Below are 26,129 nucleotides of genomic sequence, written 5' to 3' on the forward strand. Positions count from 1 at the left end.
AATCGACCAGTGCCAGTTAAAAACTGTTACCTATGTGCTTGAACTGTTTTGTTACCTATGTGGGTGAGTCATACCGGGCAAAGCCTTTTGCTTCCTTTTTGGCGTTTGAAAAAGGGAGTCGCTGTAAGAGCGAAACCATAAGTGGCCGTTACCGCAGCAACGGATATGTACTCCGCAGCAATGGATATGTACTCAGACAACAATCTCCCACAGGCTTCGACGCGGCACGGATCAACGAGCAACACCCAAAACGAGGCGGCCTGCCGGTCGGCCTGTTTTCGGGGGGGAGGGAGCGTGGGGCCTCAGACGGGCAAATGCATGCCAAAGGTATTCATGCCATGGTCGCTGCGCACGAACACATCGCCGCCATGCATCAGGGCAATCGCCTTGACGATGGCCAGGCCCAACCCGTGGTTGTTGCCACTGTTGCTGCGTGAGGCATCGACCCGGTAGAAGCGTTCGAACAGGCGCGGCAGATGCTCGCTGGAAATCGGTGCGCCCGGGTTGGCGACGCCGATGCTGACCTGGTGCTCGCCTGCTTCGATTCGCACCTTGATGACTTGTCCGGGGTCGGTGTGCTGCACGGCGTTGTTGAGCAGGTTGATCAAGGCCCGGCGCAGGTGGGCGATCTCGATTCGCACCTGGGCATCGCCGCTGACCTGAACCTGTACCTGGGCGTCCTCGAGAATGAAGTCCAGATATTCCAGGGTCGTCGCCACTTCCTCCGCCAGTGAGGTGGAGGTCAGTTTGGTGGCCTTGCTGCCCTGGTCGGCGCTGGCCAGGAACAGCATGTCATTGATGATCGAGCGCAGCCGTTCAAGTTCTTCAAGGTTCGATTGCAGCACCTCGAAATAGTGTTCCGCCGAACGCCCGCGTGTAAGCGCGACCTGGGTCTGGCCGATCAGGTTGGTCAGCGGCGAGCGCAGTTCATGGGCGACATCGGCGTTGAACGATTCCAGGCGCGAGTACGCCTGTTCGACCCGTTCCAGTGTCGAGTTGAACGAGTCGACGAATTGATTCAACTCAGGGGGCAGCGACGACAGGCGCAAGCGACCTGAACGCAATGGCGGGGCCAGGCGCAGGGCTTCCTGGGATAGCTTGATCAATGGTTTGAGCCCGATCCGCGCCACCCAGTAACCCAGCGCCGAGGCCATCAGCACGCCGATAACCGCCAGGCTGATCAGGGCGATCAGCAACTGGTGCTGGGTATGGTAAAAAGTTTCGGTGTCGATACCGATCATGAATCGCAGGGGCGGGCGCTGATCCTTGGCCGGGAATTGGCTGACCAGCACTTTCAGCGGGTAGGGGTGATCCGCCAGTTGCAAGTCGCGCATGCCCAACGGTCCTTCGGCGAAGGCACGGATGCTCGGGGTCGGATTGCCGTATTCGTACTGGGGATCGCCGCTGACGATCCAGAAACTGATGCGCTTGTCTTCTTCGCCGAGCAGCTTGAGCTTGTTATTGATCTTCACCCAGTGCTCGGGCGTGCCGTAACGGCCGACGGTCGATTCGAGCACGCTGTAGCGCGCGTCCAGTTCGGCTTCGGGCAACAACCCCAAACCTTTGTCGACCTGTTGGTACAGCGCCCAGCCGATCAACAGGAACACCAGCAGCGCCACCAGGGTAAACATCCCGCTCAGGCGCAGCGCAATGCTATTACTGGACACCACGGCTCTCCAGTACATAACCCATGCCACGAATCGTGTGCAGCAATTTCTCTTCGAATGGCCCATCGAGCTTGGCTCGCAAGCGTTTGATCGCGACTTCGACGACGTTGGCGTCGCTGTCGAAATTGATGTCCCAGACCATTTCGGCGATGGCCGTCTTCGACAGGATTTCACCCTGGCGACGGGCCAGAACACTGAGCAGCGAGAACTCCTTGGCTGTCAGGTCCAGGCGTGTGCCGGCGCGGGTGGCCTTGCGGCTGATCAAATCTATCCACAGGTCGGCGATGCTCACTTGCACCGGCTCGTGGCCACCGCTGCGCCGGGTCAGCGCCTGCAGGCGTGCCACCAGTTCGAGGAAGGAAAATGGCTTGCCCAGGTAGTCGTCGGCACCGTCGCGCAGGCCCTTGATGCGGTCTTCGACCCGTTCGCGGGCGGTGAGCATGATCACCGGCGTTTGTTTGCGCGCACGCAAGGCGCGCAATACACCGAAACCGTCGAGGGCCGGCAGCATCACGTCGAGGACGATCACCGCGTAGTCGCTTTCCAGCGCCAGGTGCAGGCCTTCCACGCCATCGCGGGCCAGGTCCACGGTGTAACCCTGTTCCGTCAGGCCGCGGTGAAGATAGTCCGCGGTTTTTTCTTCGTCTTCGATAATCAGGACGCGCATGACCCCGCCTCAGTCTGTGCTCGCCAGCGCCGGCACGGGCGCGGGCTTGGGCCTATGGAAGAGTCGTTCAAGCCATAAGTATATGACCGGCGTGGTGAACAGCGTCAGTGCCTGGCTCACCAGCAGGCCGCCGACCACCGCGATCCCCAGGGGTTGGCGCAGTTCGGCGCCGGTGCCATAGCCGAGCATCAGCGGCAGGGCGCCGAGCAGTGCGGCGAGGGTGGTCATGATGATCGGGCGGAACCGCGTGAGGCACGCCTGGAAGATCGCTTCCTCCGGCGCCAGGCCACCCTTGCGCTGCGCGTCGAGCGCGAAGTCGATCATCAGGATGCCGTTTTTCTTGACGATGCCGATCAGTAGCACCAGCCCGATCAGCGCCATGATCGAAAAGTCCTGGCCGCAGATCCACAGCATGATCACTGCGCCCAACCCGGCCGAGGGCAGTGTCGAGATGATCGTCAGCGGGTGGACGAAGCTCTCGTAGAGCACGCCAAGAATGATGTAAACCGCCACCAGCGCCGCCAGGATCAACCATGGCTGACTGGCCAGCGAACTCTGGAACGCCTGGGCCGCGCCCTGGAAGTTACCGCTGATGGCCGTTGGCATGCCGATGTCGACCTTGGCCTGGTTGAGCATGATCACCGCATCGCCCAGGGCCACACCGGGCGCCAGGTTGAACGACAGGTTGGCGGCCGGAAACATGCCGTCATGGGCGATGGACAGCGGCCCCACCGTGGGCGCATCGAATTTCGCCAGGGCCGACAGCGGCACCATTTCCCCGCTCAGGGGCGAGCGCAGATAGAAGTAGTTAAGGCTTTCGGCCTTGCCGCGCTGGCGCGTGTCCAGTTCCAGGATCACGTTGTACTGATTGATCTGGGTCTGGAATTCGTTGATCTGGCGCTGGCCGAAGGCGTCGTACAGCGCTTCGTCGACATCGCTGGCCGTCAGGCCAAAGCGTGCCGCGGCACTGCGGTCGATGCTGATGTGGGTGATGCTGCCGCCCAGTTGCAGGTCGTTGGAAATGTCGCGGAAGGCCGGGTTGCCGCGCAGTTTTTCCGTCAGGCGCTGGGTCCAGGTGCTCAGGATTGTACCGTCGTTGCTCTTGAGCACGTACTGGTACTGGGCCCGGCTCGGGCCGGAGCTGAGGTTGATGTCTTGCCCGGCGCGCAGGTACAGGATGATGCCCGGAACTTTCATCAATTGCGGGCGAATACGGTCGATGAATTCGCTGGCTGAAACATCGCGGTCGCCGCGTTTTTTCAAGGCGATCCAGAAGCGGCCGTTGGCGATGGTCTGGTTGCTGCCCGACACCCCGACCGAGTGCGAGAAGGTCTCGACGGCGGGGTCGGCAGCGACGATTTCAGCCATCGCCAAGTGTTTTTTCACCATGTCGCCGTAGGAAATATCAGCGGCGGCTTCGGTTGTGCCGAGGACAAACCCGGTGTCCTGGATCGGGAAGAAGCCCTTGGGAATAAAAATGTAACCGGCAACGGCCAGGGCCAGCGACAGACCGAATACGCCGATCATCAACTTCTGGTGAGCGAGCGCGCGGCGCAGGCCTTTTTCGTACAGCGCGAGCAGGCGTTCGCCGAAGCCGGGCTTGTCGTGGGCGTGATGCACCGGCGCGCGCATGAACAGCGCTGCCAGGGTGGGCGCCAACGTCAGCGACACGACCACCGAAATCATGATGGTGGCGGTGGCGGTCAGGGCGAACTCCTTGAACAGGCGTCCGACCACGCCGCCCATGAACAGCAGCGGAATGAACGCCGCGACCAGCGAGAAACTGATCGATACCACCGTGAAGCCGATTTCTCCGGCGCCCTTGATCGCGGCCTCGCGCATACCGTCGCCTGCCTCCAGGTGGCGGTGGATGTTTTCCACCACCACGATCGCATCGTCGACCACAAACCCCACGGCCACCACGATTGCCACCAGTGTCAGGTTGTTCAGGCTGAAGCCCATCACGTACATCAATGCAAAACTGGCGATCAGTGAAACCCCCAGTACTGCCGACACGATCAGGGTTGCCGAGAGCTGGCGCAGGAACAGCGCCATCACCGCCACCACCAGCATGATCGCGATCAACAGGGTGATTTCCACTTCATGCAGCGAAGCGCGGATAGTCTGCGTGCGGTCAATCAGTGTCTTGACCTGCACCGAAGCCGGGAGCATCGCTTCCAGGCTCGGGAGCGCCGCTTGAATGCGGTCCACGGTCTCGACGATGTTGGCCCCCGGTTGGCGGAAGATCACCAGGTTGACGCCCGGTTGGGTGCCCGCCCAAGCCTGGACGTAGGCATCTTCCGAGCCGTTGACGACTTTGGCGACATCCCTGAGATGGACCGGTGCGCCGTCCTTGTAGGAAACGATCAGTTGGTTGTATTCCTCAGGATGGAACAACTGGTCGTTGGTGGACAGGGTCGAGATGCTCGATTCCCCATACAGCGCACCTTTGGCAAGGTTGAGGCTGGTCTGCTGGATCGCCAGGCGAATATCGGCGAGGGTCAGGCCAATGGCGGCGAGTTTGTCTGCCGAGACCTGGACACGAATCGCCGGACGTTGCTGGCCGGTAATCACGACCTGGCCGACACCGTCGATCTGACTGATCTGACGGGACAACAGGGTTTCCACCAGGTCGCTGAGCTCCGGGCCGGGCATCAGGGACGAGTTGACGCTGAGGATCAGTACCGGGCTGTCGGCCGGATTGACCTTGCGCCAGGTCGGCAGGTTCGGCATGTCCTTGGGCAGTTTGCCTGCCGCGGTGTTGATCGCGGCCTGGACCTCCTGGGCGGCGGTATCGATGCTCTTGTCGAGGGTGAATTGCAGGGTCAGGTTGGTTGAGCCCAGGGCGCTGCTCGAGGTCATTTGCGTCACGCCGGGAATGGCGCTGAACTGCACTTCAAGGGGTGTGGCCACCGATGAGGCCATGGTTTCCGGGCTGGCCCCCGGCAGTTGCGCGGCCACCTGTATCGTCGGAAATTCTGCTTGCGGAAGCGGCGCGATGGACAGGCGCGGGAAGGCAATCGCCCCCAGCAGCACCAGGGAAAACGTCAGCAGAATCGTCGCCACAGGGTGGTCAATGCACCAGGCGGATACCGAACCCTGGCCTTTCATGGCGCCGACTCCGATTTTACGACCTGCGGCGGGTCGGTGAGTACTTGCACGGTAGCACCGGGCTTGAGCCGCGACTGGCCATCACTGACCAGCACGTCACCGGGTTTCACCCCTTTGATGATGCTCTGACCGCTACTTTGATGAACCATCTGCACCGGTACGGTTTCGACCTTGTTGCCATTCACCCGATAGACGAAGTGCTGATCGAGGCCACGCTGCACGACGGTGGGCGGTACGACCAGCGCATCTTTATCCAGCGCTGTCTGGATCTTTACTGTCACCAACAGGCCTGGCCAGAGTTTTTGCCCGGGATTATTGAATTCGGCCTTGGCGCGGATGGTGCCGGTGTTGGCGTTGATCTGGTTGTCGATCAGGGTCAAGTGGCCTTCGCCCAGCAGGTTGCCGGTTTCACCATCGGTGTCGGCACCGATGTAGGCCTTGACCTTGGCATGTTGTGGATCGTTGATCAGGCCTTGCAGGGTCGGCAGCATCTGCTGCGGCAGGGAGAATTCCACGGCGATAGGGTCGATCTGGGTCACCGTGAACAGTCCCTGGGTGTCCGTCATGCGCAGGAAGTTGCCTTCATCCACCGTACGAATACCGACGCGACCACTGACTGGGGAGCGAATCTGTGTGTACGACAATTGCACCTGGGCTGCGTCAATCGAAGCCTGGTTGCCTTGGGCCGTGGCCTTTAGCTGGTTGACCAGCGCTTGTTGCTGGTCGTAGGTCTGTTTGGACACCCCGTCGTCGACGCTCAACAGTTTGTAGCGCTTGAGATTGACCTGGGCCACTTGCAATTGCGCCTGGCTTTCGCCCAGTTGCGCCCTGGCCTGGTCCAGACTGGCGCGGATCGATCGGTCGTCGATCGTGGCCAGCAAATCACCTTTGCTCACCAGTTGGCCTTCCTTGACCAGGATCCTGGTGAGGATGCCGTCGATTTGCGGACGGACTACCACGCTGTGCAGCGATAGCACTGAACCGATACCGCTGACATAGCGGGGCACGTCTTTTTCGACCACGTTGACCACGCGTACCGGAATGGCGGCCTGTGTAGTTACCCGGGCTGCAGAGGGTTTGCCCAGGTACCACGCACCCAGCGCTACCAGCACGATCAGAAAGGCTGCAATAACAACGGTTTTTTTCTGAGTTCGCATGCGAGAGGGGCGCCGGGTCGGAAAGTGGAAGTGTGCGCAGCTTTGTCTATCTACGTTATATCCCTGTGACCCGGTCAGGAAAGTGACTGCTGACTGACAGCGGTGTCAGTTTGGGCGTATGGAGTCCCATTCGGTCACGTAGGCTGTTTTGCTTTTCTTGTTGTAGAGGCACAGTTCGGTTCCTTGTCGGCCTTTCATGTGCTTTTGCGGGTACTGGCCTTGCAGCAGCAGCGCGGTGTAACCGACCCGATCATCGAACTGCGCGGCGTTGCCGACGGGTTTGGCATTGGCCAGACCGCTGGCCTTGGTGCAGCTGGCGAGTACGGCTTTGTCGAAGGCGGCCCAGGCGTCGGGGCTGGAGGCCTGGGCCTGGGTAGCGAGGGCCGTGAGGCAAACGAAGGTGAGGGTGACGGCTTTCATGGTTTGGTGATCCTTGGGCGGGTGTGGGCCAAGGCCTGAGTATGCCTGAAGGTCTGGGTCAGACCGGCACTGGTTCCCGGCGGACTACATGCATCCCAGCCCTTTCATACAACTGCTGTGCGCGAACGTTGTCTTCCAGCACTTTCAAATCGACATACCCTTCGCGCCGCAGTTGAAACACCTTGAAGGCATTGAGCAGCAACGCTCGCCCCAAGCCCCGGCCTTGCGCCCGCGGATGCACCACCAGATCCTTGATGTAGGCGCTGGTCCAGCACTGACACACACCCGCGATACCCTGGGCATCCAGGGCGATGAAGCACAAGGCCGGATCATATTCAGGATCGGATTCAAAACGCTGTTGCCATTCGTCCAGGGCCGGGACGCGGCCGCCTCCTTGGGAGTAACCCAATTCCAGCAAGTCGTGAACCTCTTCTGCCTGATCGGGACGATAGCCGGTCAGGACGATCCCCTGAGGCCAGGCGGGGGCGGGCACGCCTCGCGCGAGACTGCGCCGCATGAGATAGCAGAATTGCTCGTTCAAGACTCAACGACCTTGTTCGGCGACAGCCTTGGCCGCGTCGATCAGGCACTTGGTCAGTTCCGGCGAAGAGAACTTGGTCAATACCGCATTGGCCCCCGCGAGCCGCGCCTTTTCGCTGTTCATCGCACTGTCCAGGGAGGTATGCAGCAGCACGTAGAGGTGCGCGAAGTCCGGGGTTTCACGCAGGGTACGGGTGAAGGCGTAGCCGTCCATTTCGGACATTTCGATGTCCGAGACGATCAGGTTGATCTGCTGGGCGGTGCCTTGCAGGTCCAGCAGGCAGTCGATGGCTTCCTTGGCGCTGCGGGCCGTATGGCATTGGAGGCCCAGGTTGCGCAAGGTGTGCACCGATTGCTGCAGCGCCACCTGGCTGTCATCGACCACCAGGATACGAGCGCTGCCCAGTATTTCTGCGTCTTCCATGCTGAGCTCGGTCGGCGCCATGTCGATGGGGACCGGGGCGATGCCATGGATGACCTTCTCGATGTCCAGCACCTGCACCAGAGTACCGTCGACCGAGGTCACGCCGGTGATGTACGAGCGCGAACCGCCAGAGCCGAAGGGTGGCGGACGGATGTCGGTGGTCAGGCAGTGCACGATCTTGCTCACCGCCTGGACATGCAAGCCTTGCTTGGAGCGGCTGACGTCAGTGACGATCAGGCACCCACCGTCAGGGTCTTCCAGCGGACGCTCACCGATGGCGCGGCTGAGGTCGATTACCGACAACGACGTGCCGCGCAGGGTGGCGATGCCTTTGACATGGGGGTGCGATTCGGGGAGTTTGGTCAGTGGTGGGCAAGGGATGATTTCACTGACTTTGAGCAGGTTGATCGCCATCAGCTTGCCACTGCGCAAGGTAAACAGCAGAAGCGAAAGTGAATCTGCGCGGGCTTTGGTGGAGGACATAAAAACCTTCTGTGGAAAAAGGTGGTGAGGCGATCAGTGGATCACCCACGGCTATCGATGCCAGGTTATCGACTTGTGGGGAGCAGGCTTTAGGAAAAATCCCCTGGGCCGGTTGAGACATTGGCAAATTGAAACAAAAAAGCCCCGTCTCTTTAAAAGAGCGCGGGGCCTTCTGTTACATCGAGGCGGGCAGTGTAGAACTTACTCGTCGTCGCCCATCTGCGATTGCAGGTAGTTCTCGATTCCGATCTTGTCGATCAGTCCCAGTTGGGTTTCCAGCCAGTCGATATGTTCTTCTTCGGATTCAAGGATATCTTCAAGCAATTCACGGCTGCCGAAGTCGCCCGCTGTTTCACAATGCGCGATGGCCGCTTTCAGGTCGGCATGGCCAGTCTTCTCGATACGCAGGTCACACTCAAGCATTTCCTGGGTGTGCTCGCCGATTTGCAGCTTGCCCAGGTCCTGGACGTTCGGCAGGCCTTCAAGGAACAGGATGCGCTTGATCAGCTTGTCCGCGTGCTTCATCTCGTCGATGGATTCGTGGTACTCGTGCTTGCCGAGCTTGTTCAGGCCCCAATCTTCGTACATGCGTGCATGCAGGAAGTATTGATTGATCGCGACCAGTTCATTGGCAAGGATCTTGTTGAGATGCTGGATGACTGTAACGTCGCCTTTCATGATGGGGTCCTGCCCTGTATTAGCTGTCTATAAGGCAGAGTTTGAGCCGCACTACTAAGAGTGTCAAACCTAAGTTATTGAATCATATATAAAAATTAATCGGAATAAGAATGTTTGTGTTCCGCGTCTAGCGCCTAAGCAGTTGATTTGCAGACATAAAAAAACCGGACATGAGTCCGGTTCTTTGAAATGCGGGATTTAGGCGGCAGTAAATTCAACTGGAAACGGGATCGAAGCCTGGGCCGTCTGCAACTTGGTCAGGGTCTCGCGGACCACTTCCTTGGCAAGGCAGGCACATTTGCCGCATTGACTGGCAACGCCGGTGGCCTGGCGCACTTCCTTGTAGCTGCAGCATCCTTCATAGATCGCATCGCGGATTTGGCCGTCGGTGACGCCAGTGCAGAGGCAAACATACATAAGTGAAGACCGTCGCTTGTTGATGTCTCGAATGCGATGGATCTTAATGTTAACGAGAATGATTGTCAAAGTGCTTTGAGAGCACTTTTTGCCAGGTCTGACGAACGGTTGGTCCGCAGTGTGCTGCCATCCTGATGACCCTTCGTCCTTTTTTACGCTCAGGGGAGAAACCGTTACGGACACGCCAAAAACGCGGTGTATGATGGCCGGTCTTTTCGAAACGGGTTTGTGTCACAGGGCTGTCGCCTGAGGGTGGCAGGCTGATGCAAACCTTGTTCTTAACGCTTCTACACCAGGAGATATCCAATGAGCGTACTCGTAGGCAAACAAGCCCCTGACTTCACCGTACCGGCCGTACTCGGCAATGGCGAAATCGTAGACAGCTTCACCCTGTCGTCGGCCATCAAAGGCAAATACGGCCTGGTGTTCTTCTACCCGCTGGACTTCACCTTCGTTTGCCCGTCGGAGCTGATCGCTCTGGACAACCGCATGTCTGAGTTCAAGGCGCGCAACGTTGAAGTGGTCGCTGTGTCGATCGACTCGCACTTCACCCACAACGCATGGCGCAACACCCCGGTTAACGACGGCGGTATCGGCGCAGTTCGTTACACCATGGCTGCCGACATCAAGCAGGAAGTCATGAAGGCCTACGACGTTCAGTCCGCTGACGGCGTGGCATTCCGTGGCGCCTTCCTGATCGACGACAAAGGCGTTGTCCGCTCGCAGATCATCAACGACCTGCCGCTGGGCCGTAACATGGAAGAGCTGCTGCGTCTGGTTGACGCCCTGCAATTCCACGAAGAGCACGGTGAAGTTTGCCCTGCCAACTGGAAAAAAGGCGACAAAGGTATGAACGCTTCGCCAGAAGGCGTTGCGGCTTACCTGACCGAGCACGCTGCTGCGCTGTAAGGCACACGCTCCAGGTACAAAAAAACCGGCCCTTGAGGCCGGTTTTTTTATGCGCGGAGTAAACGCAAGACCCCTGTAGGAGCGAGCATGCTCCGGGCGGCGCTCCGACGATGGACTCAAGAACACCGCGGGAATCCAGACTGCCCGCGTTATCGTTCACGACCATCGCGAGCAAGCTCGGCTCCTACAAAGAGCAAAGGGCAGAAAATCTTCAATCAATCGTCGAAATCTTCCCAACCACCCATTTGTTTCCAGCGGTTGACGATGCCGCAGAACAGCTCGGCAGTCTTCTCGGTGTCGTAGCGAGCCGAATGCGCCTCGCGACCGTCGAAGTCGATATCGGCGGCCTGACAGGCCTTGGCCAGCACGGTTTGACCGTAAGCCAGGCCCGCGAGCGTCGCGGTATCGAAACTGGAAAATGGATGGAACGGGTTACGCTTCATGTCCAGGCGCGCAACCGCGGCGTTGAGGAAGCCCAGGTCGAAGCTGCTGTTGTGCCCAACCAGAATCGCCCGTTTGCAGCCGTTGGCCTTGAGTGCCTTGCGCACGCCGCGGAAGATATCGTTCAGCGCCGCTTCTTCAGTCACGGCCATGCGCAGCGGGTGATCAAGCTTGATCCCGGTGAACTCCAGGGCTGCCGCTTCAATGTTCGCACCTTCAAAAGGCTCGACCCTGAAGAAGTAGGTGTGATCGGGGTACACAAAACCCTTTTCATCCATGGCGATCGTGGTTGCAGCAATTTCCAGCAGGGCGTCGGTGGCCGAGTTGAAACCACCGGTTTCTACGTCGACGACAACCGGCAGGTAGCCACGAAACCTGGCGGCCATTGGATGACGGGAACCGCCACCACCGCCTTGACCTTCCTGTTCGTCGTCGAAATGGTCTTCACTCACGCGTGTTCCTCCAGCAGGCGCCAGCGCAGTTTTTCACCGGCGCGCAGCGGGATAACGGTCAACTCGCCAAACGGCAGGCTGGTCGGGGCGGTCCATTCTTCGCGGACCAGGGTAATGCGATCGGTGTTGGCCGGCAGGCCATAGAAACGCGGGCCGTTGAGGCTGGCGAAGGCTTCGAGCTTGTCCAGCGCGTTACGTTGTTCGAACGCCTCGGCGTACATCTCGATCGCCGCATAGGCGGTGTAGCAGCCGGCGCAGCCGCAAGCGGCTTCTTTGGCGTGCTGGGCGTGGGGCGCCGAATCGGTGCCGAGGAAGAACTTTTCGCTGCCGCTGGTGGCGGCGTCGAGCAGGGCTTCCTGGTGCGTATTGCGCTTGAGGATCGGCAAGCAATAGAAGTGCGGCCGAATTCCACCCACCAGCATGTGATTGCGGTTGTACAGCAGGTGATGCGCGGTGATGGTCGCGCCAACGTTGGCCGAAGCCGAGTTGACGAACTGCACGGCGTCGGCGGTGGTGATGTGTTCGAACACCACCTTGAGCGTCGGGAAACGCTCGACCACCCGACGCATGTGCTCATCGATGAAGATTTTTTCGCGGTCGAACACGTCGACATCGCCGCGGGTGACTTCACCGTGGATCAGCAAAGGCATCCCGACTTCGGCCATGGCCTCGAGTGCAGGGAAAATCTTGTCGATGCTGGTGACGCCCGAGTCCGAGTTGGTGGTCGCGCCGGCCGGGTACAGCTTGGCGGCGTGAACGAAACCGCTGGCCTTGGCCTCGCGAATTTCTTCAGGCTGGGTGCGGTCGGTGAGGTACAGGACCATCAGCGGTTCAAACGGGCTGCCGGCCGGGCGGGCAGCGAGAATCCGCTGGCGATAGCCGTCGGCTTCAGCCGCATTGCGCACCGGCGGTACCAGGTTGGGCATGATGATGGCGCGGCCAAAGGTGCGCGCGACATCCGCGACGGTATTGGTCAACACGGCACCATCGCGAAGATGAATATGCCAGTCGTCGGGACGCAGCAGGGTCAGGCGGTCGGACATGAGGGGATTCCAGGCGGGTCAAACTCAAGGGAATGCTACCGGAAAAGACTCTTGCAGGCACCCGCTATCAAGTTTTACGGGAAGCTTCCGATATCCAACAGGTATGCCGTAAACATCTGTGTGTCGGTCTTTTTGTCGTAGAAGCCAGTGGAGCCTCCCGTGCGCCAGCGTTATTTAGCCTTGCTCAGTGTGTTTGCCAGCCTTCCCGCAATGGCACTCACTTTCCAGACTCGCCTGGAGAGCATTGAGTGGACGGTCGAAGGCGACAAGTTCGAGTGCCGGCTGACGCAGCCGGTCACTGATTTCGGCTCGGGCCAGTTCGTGCGCCGCGCTGGCGAGCAGGCGATATTTCGTTTGAATGCGTACAACGCAATGATGGGCGGTGGTTCTGCCACTTTGTTGGCCGCCGCCGCGCCTTGGCAGCCAGGACGTGGTGATATCAATCTGGGCACGGTACGGATCGGCAGCGGCAATGTCCTGTTCAACAGCTCACAGGCCCAGGCCGGACGCTTGATCAGCGGCCTGATCGACGGACGCAGCCCCGTGGTCCGGCACTCCTCGGGCGATGGCCGGGTATCGGAGGTGCGTTTGTTGCCGGTCAGGTTCAACAAGGCGTTTGCCGATTATCAGGGCTGCGTGGCCAAGTTGCTGCCGCAGAACTTCGATCAGGTGAAGCAATCCCAGGTCGGCTTTCCCGGTGGCGGTATCGATCTGGACGGGCCCGCCAAAGCCAGGCTGCAAGTCATGCTGGAATACATGAAGGCCGATCCGACCGTCAATCGCATCGAACTGGACGGCCACTCCGACAACAGCGGCAATCGCCTGACCAACCGTGACCTGTCACGGCGCCGGGCGCTGGCGGTGATGGAGTTTTTCAAGGCCAACGGCATCCAGGAGTCACAGATCACCCTGCGTTTCCATGGCGAGCGCTATCCACTGGCACCCAATACCAGCAACATCAACCGGGCGAAAAACCGCCGGGTGGCGATACGCCTGGAGCGGGGAGCCCCCGCGGAGCAGGTGGCCCCTCAAGCGACGAAGCCCACCGCTTCGGCAACTTCCTGACCCTTCGGTCATCGTCGCGCTCTCGACATAATCTGTCGCTTCGTCGTCATAAGCTGTCGCGCCACTGTAAATTATTCTGTATGGGCGGTAGACTTGACGGCTTTCCGTAGAACCCCGTGGAGTGATGGCATGGCGGACGTAAACAAGGTCGTTCTGGCGTATTCCGGCGGCCTGGACACTTCGGTGATCCTCAAGTGGCTGCAGGATACTTATAACTGTGAAGTGGTGACCTTCACCGCTGACCTGGGTCAGGGCGAAGAGGTCGAACCTGCACGTGCCAAGGCTCAAGCCATGGGCGTGAAAGAGATCTACATCGACGACTTGCGCGAAGAGTTCGTGCGCGATTTCGTTTTCCCGATGTTCCGCGCCAACACCGTTTACGAAGGCGAGTACCTGCTGGGTACTTCCATCGCTCGTCCGTTGATCGCCAAACGCCTGATCGAAATCGCCAACGAAACCGGTGCTGACGCCATTTCCCACGGCGCCACCGGCAAGGGTAACGACCAGGTTCGTTTCGAACTGGGCGCCTATGCCCTGAAACCAGGTGTGAAAGTGATCGCTCCATGGCGCGAGTGGGACCTGCTGTCCCGCGAGAAGCTCATGGATTACGCCGAAAAGCACGCCATCCCGATCGAGCGTCACGGCAAGAAAAAATCCCCGTACTCGATGGATGCCAACCTGCTGCACATCTCCTATGAAGGCGGCGTGCTGGAAGACACCTGGACCGAACACGAAGAAGACATGTGGCGTTGGACCGTCTCCCCGGAGAAAGCGCCCGACAAACCGCAGTACCTGGAGCTGACCTACCGCAACGGCGATATCGTGGCACTGGACGGCGTCGAAATGACTCCTGCCACCGTGTTGGCGACCCTGAACCGCATCGGTGGCGAGCACGGTATCGGCCGCCTGGACATCGTCGAAAACCGTTACGTGGGCATGAAGTCCCGTGGCTGCTACGAAACCCCTGGCGGCACCATCATGCTGCGTGCCCACCGTGCGATCGAATCGATCACCCTGGACCGCGAAGTAGCTCACCTCAAGGACGAGCTGATGCCCAAGTACGCCAGCCTGATCTACACCGGTTACTGGTGGAGCCCTGAGCGTCTGATGTTGCAACAGATGATCGATGCCTCCCAGGCACACGTGAATGGTGTGGTTCGCCTGAAACTGTACAAGGGCAACGTGATCGTCACCGGACGCAAGTCCGACGAATCGTTGTTCGACGCCAACATTGCCACTTTCGAAGAAGATGGCGGCGCGTACAACCAGGCCGACGCAGCGGGCTTCATCAAGCTCAACGCCTTGCGCATGCGTATCGCAGCGAACAAAGGTCGCAAGCTGTTCTGAGACCTTTGATGTAATGGAATGTGTGGCCCGGTCATCGACGGGGCCACACATTTTGAAAAGTGGGTGTCTGCCTGCATCAACATACTTCCGGCTTTTTGCTTTTTCCTCGCACATCCTTCCCTTCAGATTGATCGTCAAACGCCACGGGCTGTCGTGCGTCGCTTGGCAACTGTTGATCAATGACCGTCAAGCCCTGTGAATTCAAATTGTAGGCAGCACAAAATGTAGTGCGGCAGGATCTCTTCGCGTGTTTTACAGGGTTTTCCGCGCCTTCCTTCAGTATTGAATCTGACGCGTTGCAGGTGAGGAATACGACTGCACGCGCAGCTTTCCCCGGTTCGTTGTGAATGCTCTCCATCAAGTGGCAGAGCTCGGCGTTGCCTGTCATCGCGCGTGCATCAACGACATACAGGTCCCTCAACCGTTCAGGCAGGCGTAGGCGGTGTAGCGCCGAAAGGGCGACGCCAGGGACCGATTTCGAAGGTGGATCCTGTGCCTTGGAGGGGCGGCGAGTGGATCGGCCGCCACTGCCTGATGTCCTGCCAGCGGACTTTCTATTCTTCCCGTTTTCGGGTTGCTCAGCTCCGTCCATGAATTTTATGAAATGTTTTCCCTTCTCAAAGTCAGAGGGGGCGTACAGCGATCGATAGTTGAAGTTGAGCGTTGCGAAGAATAGCAACAGCAGATAAAAGGGAAAGCTGATCAGGAACCAGATGTAGACGTCTCTGTCATCGTCATCAAGGAACGGCAATGTAACGGCCGCTGATGTTTCTGACAGAGTTGCAAATATTGCAATCACTGTCATGGGGTTGCTTATACTTTTTTTGAGCTTATCCATTTTTTATCCTCGTACTGTTATTTGGTGTGGTGTTTGTTTTTAATTTAATGCATCTAACTGATCTTGGGCATCCCGGGTTTTTTATTTTTCAAGTAATTTAATGTCAGGCCGGCACGCTTGCTGTTTACCGTTTCCATAAGGGCGATGATGTGTTGGTTTTTGCTGTAAGGGCGAGTTGATAAGTCATGTGTGATATTTTTGGGGAGGAGAGGATATTGGATAACCTTAGTTACCTTTGAGTTTGTGGGGCGGGTCGATACATGTCTGTTCGCTGTCTGAAAATTAAATTCCCCAGGTTATTTTGTTGCAGGCCGATACAAAAAAATAATCTCAATTGGAAAGTCAAGTCCTCAATTAAGGTTTTCTGTCCTGGGGTTTCTTGGGTTTTTTGTAAGAAAAGTCTCTAATTTCTGTAGGGAATGTCTCTGGGTGCGAGTGGCCGGGGGGAGCGACATGCCAGGGGGGAAACGACTAGGCTATTGTGCGGGTTCTAAAAAATCGAATAGCGAAATTGGACTTGCCCATGAATAAAGTGCTGATTGTGGATGATCACCCCGTCATTCGTCTTGCGGTACGAATGCTGATGGAGCGTCATGGCTACGAAGTCATTGCAGAAACAGATAATGGTGTGGATGCATTGCAACTGGCCCGAGAATACATGCCGGACATTGTCATACTGGATATTGGAATACCGAAACTGGATGGACTGGAAGTTATTGCGCGGCTGACATCGGCTGCGATGCCGATGAAAGTACTGATATTAACCTCTCAGTCACCTGGGCATTTTTCCATGCGCTGCATGCAGTCCGGCGCCGCCGGGTATGTGTGCAAACAGCAGGATCTCACGGAGTTGCTCAGTGCAATAAAGGCGGTCTTGTCAGGCTACAGTTACTTCCCCAATCAGGCGTTGCATACAGTGCGTGCCAGTCTTGGCAATGCCAGTGAAGCCGATATGGTGGATCGTCTTTCAGGGCGGGAAATGATGGTGTTGCAGCAGTTGGCCCGGGGCAAGACCAATAAAGAAATTGCTGATGGGATGTTTCTCAGTAACAAGACCGTCAGTACCTACAAGACCCGACTGCTGTTGAAACTCAATGCGCGCTCCCTGGTCGATCTGATCGAGCTCGCCCAGCGTAACGGCCTGGCATGATGAGCCCGAGTTTTACGAAGTGCCACAGGCGAGCATTGATCGCGACTCGACACTTGGTAAAAAGCCTCCGTTTCGGGAGGCTTTTAGGTTTTACAAGTCAAAATCGTAATCGGCCAATTGCTTTTGCAGTCGGCGCTCCTCCAGCAGGTTGTCGATGGTCCGACGCTTGCTCAGGTTGGTTTTCGCTACTTCAGCCACCGGCTCGGCATCATCAGCCTCTCCGGCGGTAAAGTCCTCATCCACGTCCAATTGTTCTTTGCCAGTGCTCATTTAGTTACTCCAGGCGAAGAAGGCCTTTGGGGCTCCTTATATCGACAATCTTGCGACGGGTAAAAAAGATTTTTTCAATCGATAAATCGAAAACCCCAATAGCAGCTCAATCGTCCGACGTCTTGTGCTTGTATTCGCACAAGTCTTCGATCCGGCAACTGCCGCAGCGAGGCTTGCGGGCAAGGCAGACGTAACGCCCGTGAAGGATCAGCCAGTGATGGGAGTCGAGCAGGTATTCCTTGGGCACAAACTTCATCAATTTTTTCTCGACCTCGACCACATTCTTGCCAGGCGCGATGCCGGTGCGGTTGCTGACCCGAAAAATGTGGGTGTCCACGGCCATCGTCAATTGGCGAAATGCAGTATTGAGCACCACGTTGGCGGTCTTGCGGCCGACGCCAGGCAAGGCTTCGAGTTCCTCACGGGTCTGCGGTACTTCCCCTCCATGACGCTCAACCAGCAGCCGGCAGGTCTCGATCACGTTTTTAGCCTTGCTGTTGTAAAGGCCGATGGTCTTGATGTATTCCGACAATCCTTCCACGCCCAGGGCATAAATCGCCGCCGGGGTATTGGCAACCGGAAACAGTTTTGCCGTGGCCTTGTTGACGCCGACATCGGTTGATTGCGCCGAAAGAATCACCGCAATCAGCAACTCAAAGGGTGAGGAATAGGCCAGTTCGGTCTTCGGTTCCGGATTGTCTTCATGCAGCCGGCGGAATATTTCCAGACGTTTTGCGGCGTTCATGTGCGGTGCGTTTCCTCGAAGGCGATCAGTGTGAGGGTGGGGGGCGATGCCAGGCTTGCCAGGCGGCGATGAGCAACCCGAGCAGTATGAAACCGCCAGGGGCCAGCGTGGCCAGTCGCAAGCCACCGTCAGCGGTCAGCAACCAGCCCTGCCAATCCGCGTGCGTTGCACCCGCCAGCCAGGGCAGATGATTGCCGAGGGTCCCGTAGCCAATGAGTTCGCGCAGCAAGCCCAGGGACACCATCAATGCGCCGATCAGGCCGCGGAGGCTCCAGCGTTCGCGCCAAGGGCCCTGGAAGAAATCACTGCGCTCCAGTACGACGCATTGCAAGGCGATCAACCCGGCATAGATCCCGGCATGTTGATGCCATTGCAACGACCAGGCCTGCGCGCCGAGTTCTGCGCAACTGGTCAACGTTGCGGCAAGCAATACGCTGGCCGGCAAATGGGTCGCTGGGAGTAGGCGCGAGCGCAAGGCGTTCATGCAGAGGCCAAAGGCACTGGTTACCACCATGAACATCAACCACAGGCCCAGGGCATTCACCAGCGAGCCGGTGGCGCCAATCAGTGGCACGAGCATCAGGGTGTTCCGCAGCCGCAACGATTCATTCATTTGAAGGGCTCCCAAGCAGTGAGGCTCGGTGCTCATCGAAGTAGCGCAATGCGTCATGGGTGGCGTGGATCACCGCTCTTGAGGTGATGGTCGCTCCCGCAACCTGGTCAAACTGTCCCTGGTCCTTTTTCAAGGCCCACCCGTTGTCAGCTGGATCGGTTCGCGACCTGCCGGAAAAGCCCTCGAGCCAGGCGTTCGGCCAGTCGGCGATGCGTGCGCCGAGCCCCGGGGTTTCCATCTGCCTGAGAGTTTTGACCCCCAGCAACCTACCGTTGCGATCGATGGCGATCAGCAAGTCAATGGCGCCCGCGTAGCCCAGGGTCTGGCTGCGCAGCAGCACGGCATAGGCTCGGCCGGCCTTGGTCGCACGGTAGCCCGCCAGCAGCGTGCTGTTGGCCAACGTAGCGTTTTCGAGGCTGAGCGGTTGCTCCAGCGGTTGATTGTCATAGCCGTCGGGCGGCAGCAGGTCCAGCAGGTTGCGACTGTCGATCAGGCGCTGTTCAGTCGCAATCCGCGGTGCGCTGGCGTGCTGCACGAGATAAGTCAGGCCAGCCCCGAGGGTGGCGAGCAATGCCAGGATGGCGGCGCTCGACGCTCGGCTCATGGTGCGCGCAGCTCCTGCCTGGCCGCGACAAGCCGCTCCAGCGCCGGTACACAGAGGTTCATCAACAGCACGGCAAAGGCCACGCCGTCCGGGTAGCCGCCCCAGGTGCGAATAAGGTAGGTCAGCAACCCCACGCCTGCACCGAACAGCAGTCGCGCACCGGGGCTTTTTGCGCCGGACACCGGCTCAGTGACGATGAAGAAAGCGCCGAGCATGCTGGCACCGGTGAGCAGATGAAACAGCGGTGATCCGTGGGAGTCTGAGCCCGAACCGTTCCAGCACAACAGGCTGATGATGAACAGACTGGCGAGCATGCCAACCGGCGCATGCCAGCTGAATACCCGGCGTTGCAGCAAGAACGCGCCCCCGGCGAGAAAGGCCAGGTTGACCCATTCCACGCCATGGCCACCGAACTGACCAAAGGCCGGATTCGCCGCGAACAGTTCATCCATGGTCAGGCTTTTGTTGATCCGCAGGCTGTCCAATGCCGTGGCCCGGACCCAGGCGTCCGGGTCTTGGCCTGCGCCGAACACTTGCTGCACGCCACCCCACAAGTCCATGCCGTGGGAGGCTGGCCAATGGGTCATCTGCTGTGGAAAGGTCACCATCACCAGGGCGAAACCCAGCATTGCCGGGTTGAACGGGTTGCTGCCGACCCCGCCATACAGGTGCTTGCCCAGCAACATCGCAAACGCCGCAGCACTGATCGTCAGCCACCAGGGACAATAGGGTGGCAAGGCCAGGGCCAGTAGCGTGGCACTGACCAGGGCGCTGCCATCGCTCAAGGTCGGCTTGAGCGCGCGCTTGCGCAATCGCAGCACCGCCGCTTCAAAGGCTAAGGCACTGACACCAGCGAGCGTCAAGTTGATCAACACCCCCCAGCCATAGAACCAGAACAACGCCAACACGCCTGGCAGCGTCGCCAGCAGAACCAGTTTCATCGCCTGCTGCAGACGTTCGTCCGCCGATTCAAGGGGCGGCATGTGCATCCACCTGGCGTTCGGCTTCGCTCAGGGCTCGCTCCAGGGCTTCGATCTGCTCGATGGGAGCCGCACTCGCCTGGGCTTTCTTCAGCTCGGCACGACGCATGGCTAGCTGGATCTTTGCGCGTTTCAGGTCGGCGTCGTTCGCCACAGCGGCGACAGGCGCCACGGCTGGCGGCGCAACGCGTTCCAGTTGGGCCAAGGCTTGCTCGGCGGCTTCGAACTGCTGTTGCAGCACAATCAACTGCGATTGCTGTTCGAAGGTCGGCGGATGACCGAAGGCCTTGAGCGACTTGTTCAGTTGCGCCCGGCTCATCGCCAGGTCGACCTTGGCTTTTTTCAAGGCGGCATCGGCGTTCGCGGCCTTCTGCGCGCGCACGCGTTCGAGGGCTGCCTGCACCGGGTCGAGCGCCACTTCACTGGGTTGGACGGCCCGTTGCGCACGGGCTTCTCGCTCGGCAATTTTTTGTTGCTCTTCACGCTGCAAACGGGCGTTGCGCTGCTCGAAACGGCGCCGTGCATGATTGCGTTTGGCGGCTCGCGCCCGTTGTTCTTCCAGGCTGGAGGCCAGGCCACCGACAATCGGCAGTACGCCGCTCAAGGGCAGCGGATGCATTTCGATGCAGTCTACCGGGCATGGCGCCACGCACAGGTCGCAACCGGTACATTCATCGATGATGACTGTGTGCATCAACTTGGCCGCGCCGACGATGGCGTCAACCGGGCAGGCCTGAATGCATTTCGTACAACCGATGCACTCCGCTTCACGAATATAGGCGATCTGCGCCGGAGCCGAACCGCGACTGGCGTCCAGTTCCAGCACCGGCACGTTCAACAGTTCGGCCAGGGCAATAATGGTTTCACTGCCGCCAGGCGGGCATTTGTTGATCGGCTCACCGCTGGCGATGCCTGCGGCGTACGGCTTGCATCCGGGGTGGCCACACTTGCCGCATTGGGTCTGCGGCAAAAGGGCGTCGATGCGTTGAATCAGACTCATGTTTTGATTAGCCCGCTGAATCCGAGAAAGGCCACTGCAATCAGGCCGGCGCCGATCAGGTCGATCGGCAGGCCGCGAAAGGGCAGGGGCACATCGTTGTCGAGTGTGCGCTGGCGCAGGTCCTGGAACAGACTCAGTACCAGCCAAAAGCCCAGCCCGGCACCGATGCTCAAGGCTGAGGCGTGAAAAAATCCGTTGTTCTCCCGGGCGTTGAGCAATGCCACGCCGAGCACCCCGGCATTGCACAGCAGCAACGGCCAAAGACCTTCGAAGGACAGTGTCGAAAACACCCGTGCAAGCAACTTCAACAACGGGCCGATCAGCAGCGCACTCAATGGCAGGAACACGAACAGGTGCAGCGCGGTCAACGCCAACGGTACCAGCAGCCATTGATAGATCACATAGCCAAGCACCCCGGTAACCAGCATCAGGCAAGTCGTCGCGATGCCCAGGGCATGCACCTGGCGACGTTCGCTGCCCAACAGGGGATCTACACCCAGCGGCCAGTGCAACACGAGGTTGTTGAGCAGGGCGGTACTGATGAGCGTAAGCAGGGTTTCGGTCATGATAGTGCTTTGTGGCGAGGGGATTTATCCCCGTTCGGCTGCGAAGCAGTCGTAAATCCGAACAACTCGGTCTGTTTGAACGGTTGCTGAGGGCTGCTTCGCGGCCCAACGGGGCGGTGCGACGTCTCGATGAATCCCCTCACCACATATTTCTTGCTCGCCTTAAAATTGTCTTAAGTGAACAGCATTACGGCAAGAACGGGGCTTTTTCAACGCAGCCGTCTAAAAAGTTTATGCATTATCCGGCAAGGACGGAGGGTGGGCCAGACATGAAAATCCCACAGTCGCGCCAGGCACGACTGTGGGATCGGTTTACCGCAGTGCCTTACTTGATCCGCTGACCAGGCTTGGCGCCGCTGTCAGGGCTCAGCAGGTAGATTTCTTCACCGCCGGGACCTGCCGCCATCACCATGCCTTCGGAAATGCCGAACTTCATTTTGCGCGGCTTGAGGTTGGCGATCATCATCGTCAGTCGGCCATTGAGTTTGGACGGGTCCGGATAAGCGCTCTTGATCCCGGAGAATACATTGCGCTGCTCGTCACCGATATCCAGGGTCAGGCGCAACAGCTTGTCTGCGCCTTCCACGTGCTCGGCCTTGACGATCAGGGCGACGCGCAGGTCAACCGCGGCAAAGGTGTCGAACTCGATCTCCGGCGACAACGGATCCTTCGCCAATTCGCCATTGCCCGCAGGTAAAGCCTCGCCGGTGTCGGTCTGGCTGGCGGTCAGGTCTTCTTTCGAAGCGTCGGTCATGGCCTGCACTTTTACCGGGTCGATACGGGTCATCAGCGGCTTGAACTCGTTCAGCTGATGGTTGGCGAGCAAGGTCGCGTGGTCGTTCCAGGTCAGCGGCGCGACGTTGAGGAACGCCTCGGCATCGGCGGCCAGCAGCGGCAGCACCGGCTTGAGGAAGATCACCAGTTGACGGAACAGGTTGACGCCGGTGGCGCAGATGGCCTGGACTTCTTCCTGCTTGCCTTCCTGTTTGTTCAGCGACCAAGGTGCCTTGTCGGCGATCCAGGCGTTGGCGCGGTCGGCCAGGCCCATGATCTCGCGCATGGCGCGTGCAAAGTCGCGGGCTTCATAGGCGTCGGCAATGCTTGGTGCGGCAGCCAGGAACGCTTCGGTCAGCTCCGGCGCGGCGTTGGTCTCGACCATCACCCCGGCATTGCCCTTGTTGATGAACCCGGCGCAACGGCTGGCGATGTTGACAACTTTGCCGACCAGGTCGGAGTTGACCTTCTGCACGAAGTCTTCGAGGTTCAGGTCGAGGTCGTCGACGCCACGGCTCAGCTTGGCTGCGTAGTAGTAACGCAGGTATTCCGGCGACAGGTGATCCAGATAGGTCCGGGCCTTGATGAAGGTGCCACGGGACTTGGACATTTTCTGGCCGTTGACGGTCAGGTAGCCGTGCACGTTGATGCCGGTCGGCTTGCGGTAGCCCGCGCCTTCGAGCATCGCTGGCCAGAACAGGGCATGGAAGTTGACGATGTCCTTGCCGATGAAGTGGTACAGCTCGGCGGTGGAGTCCTTGCCCCAGAACGCGTCGAAGTCCAGCTCCGGCGTGCGGTCGCAAAGGTTCTTGAAGCTCGCCATGTAGCCGATTGGTGCGTCCAGCCACACGTAGAAGTACTTGCCCGGCTCATCGGGGATTTCAAAACCGAAGTACGGCGCATCGCGGGAGATGTCCCACTGTTGCAGGCCCGCATCCAGCCATTCGGCGATCTTGTTGGCCACGGCGTCTTGCAGGGTGCCGCTGCGGGTCCAGGCCTGCAGCATTTCCTGGAAGTCCGGCAGCTTGAAGAAGAAGTGCTGGGAATCCTTGAGCACCGGAGTGGCCCCGGAAATCGCCGACTTCGGATCCTTCAGGTCGGTCGGTGCGTAGGTCGCGCCGCACTTTTCGCAGTTGTCGCCGTACTGGTCCTCGGTGCCGCATTTCGGGCAGGTGCCCTTGATGAAGCGGTCGGCCAGGAACATTTTCTTTTCCGGGTCGAAATACTGCGTGATCGAACGCGTGGCGATGTGCCCGGCGTCGCGCAGCTTCAAATAGATCTGGCTCGACAGCTCACGGTTTTCTTCGGCGTGAGTGGAGTGGAAGTTGTCGAAGTCCACCAGGAACTCGGCAAAGTCGGCGCTGTGTTCAGCCTGGACGTTGGCGATCAGTTGTTCCGGGGTGATGCCTTCCTTTTCCGCGCGCAGCATGATCGCCGAACCGTGGGCGTCGTCGGCGCAGACATAGATGCATTGGTTGCCGCGGTGCTTCTGGAAACGCACCCACATATCGGTCTGGATGTATTCCAGCATGTGGCCAAGATGGATCGAACCATTGGCATAGGGCAGGGCACTGGTGACGAGGATCTTGCGTGGCTCGGACATGGGGCTCGGCTACTTGATGAAACGGAGGTCGGCCACTATAAAGCGCCGGCAAAGATATTTCACCCCTGCAAATCGTTGCCAGGCATGCCGTCCGGAAGACAGAAGGGGTAGGATACCCGCCATCTATTCCCAGTCTTGTTTTCGGAGTTGCCCATGAGCGCCGTCAATCGCGCAGCGGTGGAAGCCGTCCTTCGCCAATACACCGACCCCTATCTGAACCAGGATCCGGTCAGCGCCGGCTGCGTGCGCCACATCGAGATCCAAGGTGAGCGCGTCAGCGTGCAGCTGGAACTGGGTTATGCCGCCGGCTTGTTCAAGAGCGGTTGGGCGCAGATGCTGCAAATGGCCATTGAAGGCCTTGACGGGGTCAGCGCCGCCCGCGTCGATATCACCAGCGTGATCGCCGCGCACAAGGCCCAGGCACAGATCCCGGGCCTGGCCAACGTCAAGAACGTCGTGGCCGTAGCGTCCGGCAAGGGTGGCGTGGGCAAATCCACCACCGCGGCCAACCTCGCGCTGGCCCTGGCCCGCGAAGGCGCCAAGGTCGGGATCCTCGACGCGGACATCTACGGGCCGAGCCAGGGCATCATGTTCGGTATCGCCGAAGGCACCCGGCCGCAGATCAAAGATCAGAAATGGTTCGTGCCGATTCAGTCCCATGGTGTCGAAGTGATGTCCATGGCGTTCCTCACCGACGACAACACGCCGATGGTCTGGCGCGGGCCGATGGTCTCCGGCGCCTTGCTGCAACTGGTGACACAAACCGCGTGGGGCGACCTGGATTACCTGGTCATCGACATGCCGCCAGGCACCGGTGACATCCAGCTGACCCTGGCACAGAAAGTCCCGGTGGCCGGCGCGGTGATCGTGACCACGCCACAGGACCTGGCATTGCTGGACGCACGCAAGGGCGTGGAGATGTTCCGCAAGGTCAACATCCCCGTACTGGGCGTGGTGGAAAACATGGCCGTACACATCTGCTCGAACTGCGGGCATGCCGAACATCTGTTCGGTGAGGGTGGCGGTGTGAAACTGGCCAATCAGTATGGCGTCGAGCTGCTGGCGTCGCTGCCGCTGGCGATGGCTATCCGCGAACAGGCCGATGGCGGCAAGCCAACGGTCATCGCCGAACCGGACAGCCCGATTGCACTGGTTTACCAGGAACTGGCCCGCCATGTCGGTGCGCGGATCGTGTTGCAGGAAGCCGCCACGCCGGCGATGCCGAATATCACCATCAGCGACGATTGATATCTGCCGGATAACGCCGGTACCTGTGGGAGCGGGCTTGCTCGCGAATGCGGATTAACATTCAACAGTATTGTTGACTGAACCACCGCTTTCGCGAGCAAGTCGAATCGTCGCACCGCCGCTCCCACATTGGTTTAGGGGGGCTCTAGATGCGCAACCCGCCATCCAACTCCAGAATCCGACCGGTGTAATAGTCGTTCTCAAAGATGTAGGCCGCCGAATGGGCGATTTCCTCAGGCTTGCCCATGCGCTTGAGCGGAATCCCCGACGTCATTTTCTCCAGTGCTTCAGGTTTCATGCCCAGCGTCATTTCGGTTTCGATGAAGCCCGGTGCAATGCCGGCCACCCGGATGCCATAGCGCGCCAGTTCCTTGGCCCAGGTCACGGTAGCTGCCGCGACACCGGCCTTGGCGGCGGAGTAGTTGGTCTGGCCAACATTGCCGGCGCGGGAAATCGACGAGATATTGATGATCGCGCCGCTGTTGTCGAGCTCGACCATTTTCGCCGCGACTTCACGGGTGCACAGGAATACGCCGGTCAGGTTGACGTCGATGACCGCCTGCCATTGAGCCAGGGTCATCTTGGTCATTTCGCCATCCTTGACCTTGAGCAGCAGGCCATCACGCAAGATCCCGGCATTGTTGATCAGGCCATGAATAGCACCAAAGTCGCTGGCGACCTGGGCGACCATATGGCTCACTTGCTCTTCATTGGCGACGTTGCACAGATAGGCGCGGGCTTCGACGCCCAAGGCCGTGCAGGCAGCGACGGTGTCGTCGAGCTTTTCCTGGTTCAGGTCGACGAGCGCCAGTTTTGCGCCCCTGGCGGCCAAATACTCGGCCATGGAGCGGCCTAAACCCTGGCAACCGCCCGTGATAATGATTACTTTGTCAGTGAGTTTCATTCGCATGCCCCCG

Annotated in this window: 26 protein-coding genes; 5 read left to right on the forward strand and 21 right to left on the reverse strand. The window is 59.2% G+C overall.

The window, feature by feature from the left end:
• Window positions 1–302 precede the first annotated feature (302 nt).
• From PSUM_RS25960 to PSUM_RS26000, 9 genes are all read right to left on the reverse strand, one after another.
• The gene (locus PSUM_RS25960) at window positions 303–1,667 is read right to left on the reverse strand and encodes a heavy metal sensor histidine kinase (RefSeq protein WP_083349733.1); all 1,365 of its coding nucleotides are present in this window, start codon (window positions 1,665–1,667) and stop codon (window positions 303–305) included.
• On the reverse strand, window positions 1,657–2,334 hold the full coding sequence (locus PSUM_RS25965) for a heavy metal response regulator transcription factor (RefSeq protein WP_020799882.1): 678 nt from the start codon (window positions 2,332–2,334) through the stop codon (window positions 1,657–1,659). The genes PSUM_RS25960 and PSUM_RS25965 overlap by 11 nt, the downstream gene beginning before the upstream one ends.
• A gap of 9 nt (window positions 2,335–2,343) precedes the next feature.
• Entirely contained in the window at window positions 2,344–5,445 is a 3,102-nt protein-coding gene (locus tag PSUM_RS25970; protein ID WP_083349732.1) for a multidrug efflux RND transporter permease subunit, read from the reverse strand.
• Window positions 5,442–6,602, reverse strand: a complete 1,161-nt coding sequence (locus tag PSUM_RS25975) for an efflux RND transporter periplasmic adaptor subunit (protein WP_020799884.1) — start codon at window positions 6,600–6,602, stop codon at window positions 5,442–5,444. The genes PSUM_RS25970 and PSUM_RS25975 overlap by 4 nt, the downstream gene beginning before the upstream one ends.
• Window positions 6,603–6,707: 105 nt before the next feature.
• Window positions 6,708–7,022 carry a hypothetical protein gene (locus tag PSUM_RS25980; protein WP_020799885.1) on the reverse strand — a complete coding sequence of 105 codons (315 nt, stop codon included), beginning with the start codon at window positions 7,020–7,022 and terminating at the stop codon, window positions 6,708–6,710.
• Between the two features lie 58 nt (window positions 7,023–7,080).
• A complete protein-coding gene (locus PSUM_RS25985) occupies window positions 7,081–7,539 on the reverse strand; it encodes a GNAT family N-acetyltransferase (RefSeq protein ID WP_033042996.1) in 459 nt (152 codons plus the stop codon).
• Window positions 7,540–7,566: 27 nt separating this feature from the next.
• Window positions 7,567–8,469 (reverse strand): chemotaxis protein CheV, encoded by a 903-nt coding sequence (locus PSUM_RS25990; protein ID WP_020799887.1) that lies wholly within the window; start codon window positions 8,467–8,469, stop codon window positions 7,567–7,569.
• A gap of 201 nt (window positions 8,470–8,670) precedes the next feature.
• A complete protein-coding gene (bfr, locus tag PSUM_RS25995; RefSeq protein WP_020799888.1) occupies window positions 8,671–9,147 on the reverse strand; it encodes a bacterioferritin in 477 nt (158 codons plus the stop codon).
• Between the two features lie 198 nt (window positions 9,148–9,345).
• A complete protein-coding gene (locus PSUM_RS26000) occupies window positions 9,346–9,564 on the reverse strand; it encodes a bacterioferritin-associated ferredoxin (RefSeq protein WP_020799889.1) in 219 nt (72 codons plus the stop codon).
• Window positions 9,565–9,870: 306 nt separating this feature from the next.
• Here PSUM_RS26000 and PSUM_RS26005 point away from each other — a divergent pair, with 306 nt between their 5' ends.
• Window positions 9,871–10,473, forward strand: coding sequence for a peroxiredoxin (locus tag PSUM_RS26005; RefSeq protein WP_020799890.1), 603 nt, complete (start codon window positions 9,871–9,873; stop codon window positions 10,471–10,473).
• 215 nt (window positions 10,474–10,688) lie between these two features.
• Here PSUM_RS26005 and rnt read toward each other — a convergent pair whose 3' ends face one another.
• Window positions 10,689–11,366, reverse strand: coding sequence for a ribonuclease T (gene rnt / locus PSUM_RS26010; protein WP_020799891.1), 678 nt, complete (start codon window positions 11,364–11,366; stop codon window positions 10,689–10,691).
• Window positions 11,363–12,409, reverse strand: coding sequence for a dihydroorotase (gene pyrC, locus PSUM_RS26015; protein ID WP_020799892.1), 1,047 nt, complete (start codon window positions 12,407–12,409; stop codon window positions 11,363–11,365). Before pyrC ends, rnt begins: the two co-directional genes overlap by 4 nt.
• A 159-nt stretch (window positions 12,410–12,568) precedes the next feature.
• Here pyrC and PSUM_RS26020 point away from each other — a divergent pair, with 159 nt between their 5' ends.
• Window positions 12,569–13,474, forward strand: a complete 906-nt coding sequence (locus tag PSUM_RS26020; protein ID WP_020799893.1) for a flagellar protein MotY — start codon at window positions 12,569–12,571, stop codon at window positions 13,472–13,474.
• Window positions 13,475–13,603: 129 nt separating this feature from the next.
• Entirely contained in the window at window positions 13,604–14,821 is a 1,218-nt protein-coding gene (locus tag PSUM_RS26025) for an argininosuccinate synthase (protein WP_020799894.1), read from the forward strand.
• 76 nt (window positions 14,822–14,897) lie between these two features.
• On the opposite strand, the gene PSUM_RS26030 is transcribed toward PSUM_RS26025, so the two are convergent.
• Window positions 14,898–15,659 (reverse strand): hypothetical protein, encoded by a 762-nt coding sequence (locus PSUM_RS26030; protein ID WP_020799895.1) that lies wholly within the window; start codon window positions 15,657–15,659, stop codon window positions 14,898–14,900.
• A gap of 523 nt (window positions 15,660–16,182) precedes the next feature.
• On the opposite strand from PSUM_RS26030, the gene PSUM_RS26035 reads away from it, so the two are divergent.
• On the forward strand, window positions 16,183–16,809 hold the full coding sequence (locus PSUM_RS26035) for a response regulator transcription factor (protein WP_008057539.1): 627 nt from the start codon (window positions 16,183–16,185) through the stop codon (window positions 16,807–16,809).
• A gap of 90 nt (window positions 16,810–16,899) precedes the next feature.
• Here PSUM_RS26035 and PSUM_RS26040 read toward each other — a convergent pair whose 3' ends face one another.
• The 8 genes from PSUM_RS26040 to metG all read right to left on the reverse strand — a co-directional run bounded on the left by PSUM_RS26040 (window position 16,900) and on the right by metG (window position 23,964).
• Entirely contained in the window at window positions 16,900–17,079 is a 180-nt protein-coding gene (locus PSUM_RS26040; RefSeq protein WP_020799896.1) for a PA3496 family putative envelope integrity protein, read from the reverse strand.
• 106 nt (window positions 17,080–17,185) lie between these two features.
• Window positions 17,186–17,824, reverse strand: a complete 639-nt coding sequence (gene nth / locus PSUM_RS26045; RefSeq protein WP_020799897.1) for an endonuclease III — start codon at window positions 17,822–17,824, stop codon at window positions 17,186–17,188.
• Window positions 17,825–17,849: 25 nt separating this feature from the next.
• Window positions 17,850–18,437, reverse strand: a complete 588-nt coding sequence (locus tag PSUM_RS26050; protein WP_083349731.1) for an Rnf-Nqr domain containing protein — start codon at window positions 18,435–18,437, stop codon at window positions 17,850–17,852.
• On the reverse strand, window positions 18,430–19,041 hold the full coding sequence (locus PSUM_RS26055) for an RnfABCDGE type electron transport complex subunit G (RefSeq protein WP_020799899.1): 612 nt from the start codon (window positions 19,039–19,041) through the stop codon (window positions 18,430–18,432). Before PSUM_RS26055 ends, PSUM_RS26050 begins: the two co-directional genes overlap by 8 nt.
• Window positions 19,038–20,024, reverse strand: coding sequence for an RnfABCDGE type electron transport complex subunit D (locus PSUM_RS26060; protein WP_083349730.1), 987 nt, complete (start codon window positions 20,022–20,024; stop codon window positions 19,038–19,040). The genes PSUM_RS26055 and PSUM_RS26060 overlap by 4 nt, the downstream gene beginning before the upstream one ends.
• On the reverse strand, window positions 20,011–21,021 hold the full coding sequence (rsxB, locus tag PSUM_RS26065) for an electron transport complex subunit RsxB (RefSeq protein WP_083349729.1): 1,011 nt from the start codon (window positions 21,019–21,021) through the stop codon (window positions 20,011–20,013). The genes PSUM_RS26060 and rsxB overlap by 14 nt, the downstream gene beginning before the upstream one ends.
• Entirely contained in the window at window positions 21,018–21,587 is a 570-nt protein-coding gene (locus tag PSUM_RS26070; protein WP_020799902.1) for an Rnf-Nqr domain containing protein, read from the reverse strand. The genes rsxB and PSUM_RS26070 overlap by 4 nt, the downstream gene beginning before the upstream one ends.
• A gap of 325 nt (window positions 21,588–21,912) precedes the next feature.
• A complete protein-coding gene (gene metG, locus PSUM_RS26075) occupies window positions 21,913–23,964 on the reverse strand; it encodes a methionine--tRNA ligase (protein WP_033044251.1) in 2,052 nt (683 codons plus the stop codon).
• A gap of 153 nt (window positions 23,965–24,117) precedes the next feature.
• Between metG and apbC the strand changes: the two genes are divergently transcribed.
• Entirely contained in the window at window positions 24,118–25,212 is a 1,095-nt protein-coding gene (apbC, locus tag PSUM_RS26080; protein ID WP_020799904.1) for an iron-sulfur cluster carrier protein ApbC, read from the forward strand.
• 145 nt (window positions 25,213–25,357) lie between these two features.
• Here apbC and PSUM_RS26085 read toward each other — a convergent pair whose 3' ends face one another.
• Window positions 25,358–26,116, reverse strand: a complete 759-nt coding sequence (locus tag PSUM_RS26085; RefSeq protein WP_033044250.1) for an SDR family oxidoreductase — start codon at window positions 26,114–26,116, stop codon at window positions 25,358–25,360.
• Window positions 26,117–26,129 lie beyond the last annotated feature (13 nt).

The organism is Pseudomonas umsongensis (genome assembly GCF_002236105.1).
In the GTDB taxonomy this organism is placed as follows: Bacteria; Pseudomonadota; Gammaproteobacteria; order Pseudomonadales; family Pseudomonadaceae; genus Aquipseudomonas; species Aquipseudomonas umsongensis.

What these genes read in the sequence shown, in the direction of transcription:
- PSUM_RS25965 (WP_020799882.1), bottom strand. Translation starts at nt 2,334, where the DNA reads ATGCGCGTCCTGATTATCGAAGACGAAGAAAAAACCGCGGACTATCTT.
- PSUM_RS25970 (WP_083349732.1), bottom strand. Translation starts at nt 5,445, where the DNA reads ATGAAAGGCCAGGGTTCGGTATCCGCCTGGTGCATTGACCACCCTGTG.
- PSUM_RS25975 (WP_020799884.1), bottom strand. Translation starts at nt 6,602, where the DNA reads ATGCGAACTCAGAAAAAAACCGTTGTTATTGCAGCCTTTCTGATCGTG.
- PSUM_RS25980 (WP_020799885.1), bottom strand. Translation starts at nt 7,022, where the DNA reads ATGAAAGCCGTCACCCTCACCTTCGTTTGCCTCACGGCCCTCGCTACC.
- PSUM_RS25985 (WP_033042996.1), bottom strand. Translation starts at nt 7,539, where the DNA reads ATGCGGCGCAGTCTCGCGCGAGGCGTGCCCGCCCCCGCCTGGCCTCAG.
- PSUM_RS25990 (WP_020799887.1), bottom strand. Translation starts at nt 8,469, where the DNA reads ATGTCCTCCACCAAAGCCCGCGCAGATTCACTTTCGCTTCTGCTGTTT.
- bfr (WP_020799888.1), bottom strand. Translation starts at nt 9,147, where the DNA reads ATGAAAGGCGACGTTACAGTCATCCAGCATCTCAACAAGATCCTTGCC.
- PSUM_RS26000 (WP_020799889.1), bottom strand. Translation starts at nt 9,564, where the DNA reads ATGTATGTTTGCCTCTGCACTGGCGTCACCGACGGCCAAATCCGCGAT.
- PSUM_RS26005 (WP_020799890.1), top strand. Translation starts at nt 9,871, where the DNA reads ATGAGCGTACTCGTAGGCAAACAAGCCCCTGACTTCACCGTACCGGCC.
- pyrC (WP_020799892.1), bottom strand. Translation starts at nt 12,409, where the DNA reads ATGTCCGACCGCCTGACCCTGCTGCGTCCCGACGACTGGCATATTCAT.
- PSUM_RS26025 (WP_020799894.1), top strand. Translation starts at nt 13,604, where the DNA reads ATGGCGGACGTAAACAAGGTCGTTCTGGCGTATTCCGGCGGCCTGGAC.
- PSUM_RS26030 (WP_020799895.1), bottom strand. Translation starts at nt 15,659, where the DNA reads ATGGATAAGCTCAAAAAAAGTATAAGCAACCCCATGACAGTGATTGCA.
- PSUM_RS26035 (WP_008057539.1), top strand. Translation starts at nt 16,183, where the DNA reads ATGAATAAAGTGCTGATTGTGGATGATCACCCCGTCATTCGTCTTGCG.
- PSUM_RS26040 (WP_020799896.1), bottom strand. Translation starts at nt 17,079, where the DNA reads ATGAGCACTGGCAAAGAACAATTGGACGTGGATGAGGACTTTACCGCC.
- nth (WP_020799897.1), bottom strand. Translation starts at nt 17,824, where the DNA reads ATGAACGCCGCAAAACGTCTGGAAATATTCCGCCGGCTGCATGAAGAC.
- PSUM_RS26050 (WP_083349731.1), bottom strand. Translation starts at nt 18,437, where the DNA reads ATGAATGAATCGTTGCGGCTGCGGAACACCCTGATGCTCGTGCCACTG.
- PSUM_RS26055 (WP_020799899.1), bottom strand. Translation starts at nt 19,041, where the DNA reads ATGAGCCGAGCGTCGAGCGCCGCCATCCTGGCATTGCTCGCCACCCTC.
- PSUM_RS26060 (WP_083349730.1), bottom strand. Translation starts at nt 20,024, where the DNA reads ATGCCGCCCCTTGAATCGGCGGACGAACGTCTGCAGCAGGCGATGAAA.
- rsxB (WP_083349729.1), bottom strand. Translation starts at nt 21,021, where the DNA reads ATGAGTCTGATTCAACGCATCGACGCCCTTTTGCCGCAGACCCAATGC.
- PSUM_RS26070 (WP_020799902.1), bottom strand. Translation starts at nt 21,587, where the DNA reads ATGACCGAAACCCTGCTTACGCTCATCAGTACCGCCCTGCTCAACAAC.
- metG (WP_033044251.1), bottom strand. Translation starts at nt 23,964, where the DNA reads ATGTCCGAGCCACGCAAGATCCTCGTCACCAGTGCCCTGCCCTATGCC.
- apbC (WP_020799904.1), top strand. Translation starts at nt 24,118, where the DNA reads ATGAGCGCCGTCAATCGCGCAGCGGTGGAAGCCGTCCTTCGCCAATAC.
- PSUM_RS26085 (WP_033044250.1), bottom strand. Translation starts at nt 26,116, where the DNA reads ATGAAACTCACTGACAAAGTAATCATTATCACGGGCGGTTGCCAGGGT.